Origin of the sequence: Streptomyces sp. NPDC021212 (genome assembly GCF_044332925.1) — a bacterium.
Classification (GTDB): Bacteria; Actinomycetota; Actinomycetes; order Streptomycetales; family Streptomycetaceae; genus Streptomyces.
Genome location: NZ_JBIRPZ010000037.1, coordinates 1 through 7128, shown reverse-complemented (window position 1 = coordinate 7128; position 7128 = coordinate 1). Strand labels below are relative to the sequence as shown.

The 7128-nt window shown below is 63.5% G+C and carries 9 protein-coding genes; 1 reads left to right on the top strand and 8 read right to left on the bottom strand.

What is annotated here, in order from left to right; translation table 11 throughout:
* Positions 1 to 206 precede the first annotated feature (206 nt).
* The 3 genes from ACH4SI_RS42010 to ACH4SI_RS42000 all read right to left on the bottom strand — a co-directional run bounded on the left by ACH4SI_RS42010 (position 207) and on the right by ACH4SI_RS42000 (position 1711).
* A complete protein-coding gene (locus ACH4SI_RS42010) occupies positions 207 to 539 on the bottom strand; it encodes a hypothetical protein (RefSeq protein WP_398306349.1) in 333 nt (110 codons plus the stop codon).
* Positions 540 to 696: 157 nt separating this feature from the next.
* On the bottom strand, positions 697 to 924 hold the full coding sequence (locus ACH4SI_RS42005) for a DUF397 domain-containing protein (protein WP_398306346.1): 228 nt from the start codon (positions 922 to 924) through the stop codon (positions 697 to 699).
* The gene (locus ACH4SI_RS42000) at positions 917 to 1711 is read right to left on the bottom strand and encodes a helix-turn-helix domain-containing protein (RefSeq protein WP_398306343.1); all 795 of its coding nucleotides are present in this window, start codon (positions 1709 to 1711) and stop codon (positions 917 to 919) included. The genes ACH4SI_RS42005 and ACH4SI_RS42000 overlap by 8 nt, the downstream gene beginning before the upstream one ends.
* Positions 1712 to 1843: 132 nt before the next feature.
* Between ACH4SI_RS42000 and ACH4SI_RS41995 the strand changes: the two genes are divergently transcribed.
* Positions 1844 to 2152, top strand: a complete 309-nt coding sequence (locus tag ACH4SI_RS41995; RefSeq protein ID WP_398306340.1) for a hypothetical protein — start codon at positions 1844 to 1846, stop codon at positions 2150 to 2152.
* Positions 2153 to 2813: 661 nt separating this feature from the next.
* On the opposite strand, the gene ACH4SI_RS41990 is transcribed toward ACH4SI_RS41995, so the two are convergent.
* The 5 genes from ACH4SI_RS41990 to ACH4SI_RS41970 all read right to left on the bottom strand — a co-directional run.
* Positions 2814 to 3284, bottom strand: coding sequence for an SUKH-3 domain-containing protein (locus tag ACH4SI_RS41990; protein WP_398306337.1), 471 nt, complete (start codon positions 3282 to 3284; stop codon positions 2814 to 2816).
* A 1-nt stretch (position 3285) separates the two neighbouring features.
* Positions 3286 to 4302 (bottom strand): hypothetical protein, encoded by a 1017-nt coding sequence (locus ACH4SI_RS41985; protein ID WP_398306334.1) that lies wholly within the window; start codon positions 4300 to 4302, stop codon positions 3286 to 3288.
* 239 nt (positions 4303 to 4541) lie between these two features.
* Positions 4542 to 4898, bottom strand: coding sequence for a toxin-antitoxin system YwqK family antitoxin (locus ACH4SI_RS41980; protein WP_398306331.1), 357 nt, complete (start codon positions 4896 to 4898; stop codon positions 4542 to 4544).
* Positions 4895 to 5278: a hypothetical protein gene (locus ACH4SI_RS41975; RefSeq protein WP_398306328.1), complete on the bottom strand. Its 384-nt coding sequence runs from the start codon at positions 5276 to 5278 to the stop codon at positions 4895 to 4897. The genes ACH4SI_RS41980 and ACH4SI_RS41975 overlap by 4 nt, the downstream gene beginning before the upstream one ends.
* A 14-nt stretch (positions 5279 to 5292) precedes the next feature.
* Positions 5293 to 7128: hypothetical protein (locus tag ACH4SI_RS41970; protein WP_398306325.1), on the bottom strand; the 1836-nt coding region annotated here is incomplete at its 5' end.

Sequence of the window (7128 nt, the reverse complement as noted above, 5' to 3'; positions counted from 1 at the left end):
CCGTGGTACTCGTCCGCCACACCGTCCGCGGTGAAGTCGGACATCGCCGCCTTCACCTGGGCGTCGCGCGCCGTGATCACCTGCTCCAGACGCGCGACCACCGCCTGAATGTTGACCTGCGCGTCCCCAGAAGCACCCGTGTCGTACGAACGACGGTCATTGCCAGCAGCCATCAGTCACTCACTCCCCGTCAAGTCCCGCAAAGATCAGCGGCCGCCGAAGCGGGCCGCGTCGAAGTTGGCCGCAGACATCTGCTGCCGCGCGTTGTCGCCATGCTCCTGGTCGCCCGAGCTGAACGCCGTGTCCATGCCCGACTGACCACCGAGGATGCCCGACAGGGAGCTCTGCAGAGACGAGGCGATCTCGTCCGAGCGTGCCTTGAACGAGTCGAAAGCAGCCTTGCCCGACCCGTTGAACTTGCCCTCCAACGGCTCCGCCGCCTGCACCAGTTGGCGGATCAGCGTTCCCAGATCATCACTGGACCCACGCGACTTCGACTTCAGAGTCGACAGGACCTGCGATCCCATGTCGAACTTCATCTGGACTCCCCCTGCCAGGCTGAGCGGCTATATACGCAGGGTCCATATCTATCAAGGGCCGGATCGGCCCTGCAATGGGGGATGGCTGATTGTGACGCGTTCATGGCCGAGTCGTGCCGCTGAGGCGGCGCATGCCCGCGCCGGAGTGGCGGTCGCATCATCCCGATGTGAGCTGAACGTCGCCTTTGACCGCGGTGACGAACGAGGACCAACTGGACGCCGGGAAGAGCAGCGCGGGGCCGTGGGGGTTCTTCGAGTCGCGTACGGGGACGCCTGACGGATGGCCATCCATCACCTCGACGCAGCTGCCTCCCTCGTTGTTGCTGTAGGACGACTTCCGCCATCCCCTCGGCGGGGCCGCGGCCCCGGATATGCGCTCACCCATGATGTTCGTACTCCTTCGCGGTCGCCCTCATCAGGGCGAGTGACTCCTTCAGAGGCAGCGCATCGCCCAGCGCGAGAGCGTATGCGCCCCGGAGTTGTTCGACCAGTGCTGGGGAGTCGTGCAGCTTGCCGACGGACACCCCCTCGCTGTAGGCGGCCGGGGGCTGGTCCTGGAACCACATCAGCGACATCATGCTCGGCAGCAGAGGGTGGGCGCCCAGGCTGAACGGCAGGAGGTGGACGCGCACGCGGTCGCTTTCCGCCAGGCACACCATGTGTGTGATCTGCTCGGCCATGACCTCCGGGCCGCCGATCGGGCGACGCAGAACCGCCTCGTCCAGCAGGGCCCACACTACGGGCGTCACCGGGTCATCAAGGATCTTCGCCCGCTCAAGTCGGGTGACGACGAGCCGGTCACATTCCTCGTCACTCGGTGGGGGGAAGACAGAGCGCAGGACCGCACGTGCGTACCTTCCCGTCTGCAGGATGCCGGGTACGTAGGACAGCGCGAACTCCTGGATCACCGTCGCCTGCTGTTCGAGCTGCCGTGCTGCCTCGAAGTAGTCGGCGACCGCGGCCTCGTCCTGCGGCAGGAAACTGCTCAGCACATTGCCCGTGTTCAGGGCCTGGTCCAGTCGCCGTGCGTCCTCCTTGGACGGGATGCGGCGGCCTGCCTCGATGTGGGAGATGTGCGAGCGGGTCATGATCGCCGCGTCGGCCAGTTCCTGTTGGGTCATGCCCGCCGCTTCGCGCTGTTCCCTGAGCCAGTCGCCGTAGATGCTGCCCACCGGTCAACCTCCTTGCGACAGAACCCCTGTCACCTGCTGATTACTGGCGAGCCTAGCCCGACTCGTCTCACTGTGTGAGTGGATCGCTACACAGCGATGCATAGGGAAAGTCGATGACATGGAGGTAGCCGCGTGATCAGCCTGCCGGGCGGGGCCCGATTGCTCCCTTGGTCCACTGCGGAGGGCAAGCCCTGTTACGTGATCGGCGACGGGACCGGGTACGTGTCCCGCGTCGCCGACAACGTGGAGTGCGTGCAGCTCGGTATGGCCGCGGAACTCCTCGACCACGCCGCGGACATGCTCGGCGACCGCAGCGCCACCCCCGTACAGCTCCGCTACCTCGCCGCGCGCCTGACCGAGGCGCTGCGCGATGCGCACCGGATCGCCGAGAGCCGGGGCACCCGCCTGTCCGCCGTTACGCCCCCTTCGGATGGCGCATGAGGCCCTCGAAGTCCTGTCAGCCGGACAAGTACGTCGGGGTTCTCGGTAACCGGTGGTGCAGGGCAGGACGAAGGGGAGGAGCGGCAAGGGGAGGGGCGCGGTGCGCGAGGCCGCCGGGCATTCCTCACCTCTTCTATCTGTGCAGGACCCTTTGGATGGCCTGGCTCGCTCGCTGTGAATCCTCCGAACCCAATTTAACCGGTTCGAAGTTACGGGCATGCGCGTGTGCGAAGAAGTCATCTGGCACGGGAATCCCGTATTCGCGGACGAAGTATCCCCAGTACGTCGGCCATGCCCATTCTCTGTCAGTGGAGAAACCGAAGGGAACAATCATGCCCTTCGCGGGGTCGAGCGGGTCTTCGATGTTTCCGGCAGTCATCAACGCCTGAGACTCACTCAGGTACCGGGCCAACGGCTCACGCAGCGAGTGGTCCAGTCGATCGGACGCTTCTCGTAGCGAGATCTTCTCGAATCGTCCCAAATCTACCGTTTGGATTTCACAGAAAGCTGGCAAGATGCGCACGTAAACCTACCCATGGTCTATGAACCGACGAAGTCCGAGACGGCGGGGTGGAGATTCGCCTTGCCCTCGCCGATCAGGCTGGTGTGGCTGACCACTTTGTCGTCGACGAGTAGGGAAGAGGAAATCGCCGGGCACTGCTCAGGCAAAAAAATCCTCCGCGTCTGGGTCGACCACGCCGCTTAGGAATCGAGAGAACGCATCGAAGTCATTCTCCCCCAAGTAGTACCCTCCGGTGTGATGGAGATGGAATAATCGACCGTTTTCGTCCACCAGAATAATTCCACACTCGGATGATTCGTATCCGGCTGGGGAAAGTCCGACACCGAGCCCAAGTGCCAGCTCCTGGACGGCCCTCACGTCGCCGTCGTAACCGAATGTCGGATCCATGATCCAGGCGGATCGCTGCACCGTGGGATGGCCGAGAGTGAGCCAGCCGTAGGTGTGGAGGGCACGTTCCGCGGCCGGTACCGGTGGCAGGGAGACTCCTTGGCGCTCGGCGTCCTGCACGCGAATCTGTATGAGTTCTTCGGCGCGCTGTCCGATGTCGCGGCCCGGGGACCAGCCGTTCCGGGTCAGCCAGTCGTGCACGAGTTGATGTTCCATCAGCATGTCAGTAGCGGCCTGACAGCTCTTCCAGGGAGTCCAGGGAGGGGGCTTCTTGCGGAGTAGCTTCGGTGATCGTGCCGATTTCCGTTCGTGAGGGAAGTCGGGTCAGCCAGTCGAGAGCGGCTAGGGCGTCGAGCCCTTGCTCGTGCGCTGTTCTGAGGAGTAGGAGCCATTCCCTTCCAGCCTCGAATGCCTCGTCGCCGGCCGCTGTTCGGGGCTCGTAGCACGCGGCGTTGTCGCCGGTGGAAGCCCAGACGTAACCGATAGTCCGGCCCTCACGCTGAATGGTGAAGTACCGCACCGGGTGGTCGGTGATCTCTTCATAATCGTTTTCGGTCAGCGGTAGGTCGGCTCGGAGCCGACGGGATCGAGCCGGGACCTCGAAGGTTCCCCAGGAGTCGACATATGCGGTCCCCTTGACTATCGGGTCCTCGAAGCCGGTCTCCGTTGGGGTCGCGTGACGGTTCGGGTCGCCGGGGGTGGGCGCGCTTCCGAGTGCTGCCGAGATCTCCTCCAGGGCGGCGGCAAGCCTAGGGGCGTTTCGTGCGTGTACCGAGGCTTGCTCGCGTTCACGCGTATCCATGGTCAACCAGGCGTCGGAATACGTTTCCAACGTGACCACGATGAGATTGCGTTGCCAGATATCAACTGTGGCGACGAATAGTTGTTCTGCTCTGTGAGTAATTCCTGTTTCATGCCACAGGCCGGGGCACTGAACCCGAGCGCTGACGACGAGGTCACCCTCGCTTATTTCCACTTGGCCAACGGCGTCCGAAATGGTGGTTCCAGAAAGGAGCGAACCTGCATGCAGAATCTGATCCTGGACGTTCACCCAGGCATCCCTCATGTTGTCTCTGGGGCGTACCGAGAAGCTGATCCTTCCTGGCGCGACTGCCAGGTCGAACTTGGCCAGGATGCGCCAGATCGCAGTGGTGATCTCCACGGCGCGAGAAGGGCGGGCGTCGTCACGGCTTGGGGCGATCTCCCATGTCCAGTCGCCGATGGGGTCCGTGGTGATCACAGCATGTCCTTGGGGTCGGGCTTGCTCCCTGGCGGGATCGCGAGTATTCCGTCATCCAGACGTACGACAAAAGTGTTGCCCTTGCACCTGCCCTTGACGTCACGTTCGTCGTTACGGATGCACTCAACAGGTCATTGTTCGGCGCTAGGGTCGATTTCGGTGGTGGCTTCAATGAGTTGAGCCGGTTCGATGCCAAACAAACCTCAGTCAGCCGGGAGGCAGTGGCGAGGGCGCCCGCCTCAGCTCTTGCGCCAGTCCCTCGTGGGTTGCCCTTCCTCGTCCCACTGACGGTCTTTCAGTAGAGTCAGCCCGCCTTCATCGAACTCTTGTTCGGAGGCGAGTGTGCCGTTGGCGTGCCACTCGCGTGAAATGCCGACTGGGCGCCCCAGGCGGGCGGTGCCTTGGGAGCGGAGCGTGCCGTCCTTGTACCACTCGCGACTCGGACCGTGCTGGACACCGCCCACGTACGCGTCCAGGCTGACGAGCGCGCCTCCCAGTCGCTCCTCGACTTCACCGGTGAACAGTTCGCCCTGGTACAGCAGGCGTTGGCCGTAGTCCATGTCGACGTCGGGATCGTCGATGTCGATTCGTTTCACAGATTTTTCTGGACGTACTTTGCGATTTCAATGAGTTGAGGCTCGTTCTCGGCAGGCACTGCGTAGTTGCTTTCCCTAATTTGGGCAAGGAATTCTTCTGGGAGCTTTACGTGGTGGGTCCGGACATAGAACCAAAGATCGCCTCGCCATAGCCACTCGCCGTCAGTGTAGATTGAGTCGCCGCCGAGAATGGTCTTTCCGGAACCCAGTACGTCTTCGGAGGATCCCATGACGCTAAAGATTTCGTGTCCGGCCAGTAGGTATTCTGCAATTTTTTGGGCGTCTTCGTAGGGACTTACTGTGAGGCTGTCTTTAAGGCTTCCTGTGGGGGTCCCGAAAGATTGTGGCCAGAGCTCCTGGAAGAAGTCGGCGATTTTCATGTGGTGTTCCCCTCTCACTGCACCATGGGTAGGAAGGTTCGCCAGTATCCCCCATCAAAGATAGTCGGAGTCTGGCCGGGGCCAAGCCTGGAGCTTACGCCGACCTTGTTCGTCGGGGCCATCACGGGAACTCCCAGTTCGTTGGCAATTGACTGGGCTGCGGGGATGTCCAACGCGCCTTCCGCGGTCGTGCCTGTGTGGCAGGACACCAGTCGTACCGGTCCCCCGTCGTAGCTCGGGTTGGCGCGGATCGCCTCAGCGACATGTGTGGGATGAGTGTCTCCGGCTGTGAAACCGGCTCCAGCCTCGTTGACGCGGCCAGGCTCGAAGAAGCCTTGGTTATTTCCGTGCACAACCACGTCGTGATAGCCGCTCAGCGGCTGCACATTATCGAAGTTGACTCGGGTGTTTCTGTCGTAGCCGATAGCCGTTCTGCCATCCCTGAAGTAGACGGGGTCACCAGAGTCCAGCACGATGTCGCCAGGCTCTTTGGGGGGCACCGGGATCGTGGACTCGGGTGCGGTCCGTGCGTGGAAGTCACGCCGGGTTGCCATGTCGGCCGCGTCGTGGCTGACGGTCGGCTCGGGATCCGGTATGGCCGACTCGTGATGCCCGTCAGGGGCATGTTCCTCACCGCTGTGAGCCGTGTGGTCGCTGTCGTTGAGCCCTTCAGAGGGGTTGTGGTGGCCATCGGGCCTATTCGTCTGCGGCCCGTCGGTCGTGTTGTGCTCTGTGGAGTGCCCGGAATCGGAGAGGTTACTGTCTCCGCTGTGTGTATCCCTTTGAGCTATGTCGCCCCCGGAACGTTCAGTATTGATTGGGCTGTTCGCTGTGTGCGCTCCACTGTCGACTAGGTTGTCGGGAGAGGTGGCTGTGCCACTGACAGTGCTTTCACCAGTGTGAATCGCATTGTCGGCGGTGCGGGCGCCGGCGCCGACCAGGGCCGGTTCCTTGGCGGGGCTGTGCACGTTGGGTGCGTCCGCGTCGGTGGCCGGGGTGATGTCGGGAGAGCTTTCCTTGCCGGCGTCGTCGATGCTGTCGAGGACGTTGCCGTGTTCGTCGAGGAAGTTGCCGTCCAGGTCGTAGTACCGGGCGGGTTGGCCCGGGTTGGTGGGCAGTTTGGTGGTGCCCTCCGGGAGCGCGAGTACGTCGTCGGGCAGTTTGATGGTGCCGTCGGGGAGCTTGGCCGCGCCGTCGGGGATGGCGGCTCCCTCGGGGAGGTGGGCGGTGCCGTCGGGGAGCCTGACGGTGCCTTCCGGGAGTTTGATGGTGCCGTCGGGGAGTTTGGGGATTTCGATGGCCTGGATCCCCTTGAGACCCTTGGCGATGTCGCCGACCTTGGACAGTCCTGCGCCTACACCCTTGCCGACGTAGGTCATGGGGTCGATGACGCGGCCGGCTTTGCCGGTGGCGGAGAGGACCTTGGCGACGGCGCCGGCTTTGCCGGCGCCGGAGGCGGCTCCGCCGGCGCCGCCGGTGAAGACGGTGGTGACGACGTTGAAGGTGACCGCTCCCGCGGCCCGGGCCGGGTTCTTGCCCCATTCGTCCCAGGCGACGAGTGCCTTGCCGGTCTGCTTCATCGCGGTGCGGGAATCGCGCACCCAGGAGGGAAGCTTGTCGTCCGGCAGGAGCCAGAACGCGGTGCTCGCACCCGGGATCGTGCTGATGGCCAGGCCGGTCGCCAGCTGGGCCAGGCCTTTCCACGCTTGGCCGGCCGCGTCCCAGCCGTCGACGCCGACGAGGGTGCCCAGGCCCTTGATGGTGCCCCAGACGCCGTCGACGATCAGGCCGTCCCAGACGAAGGATTTGACCCAGTGGCCGACTTCCCAGACGTGGTGTTTTTCCTCGAC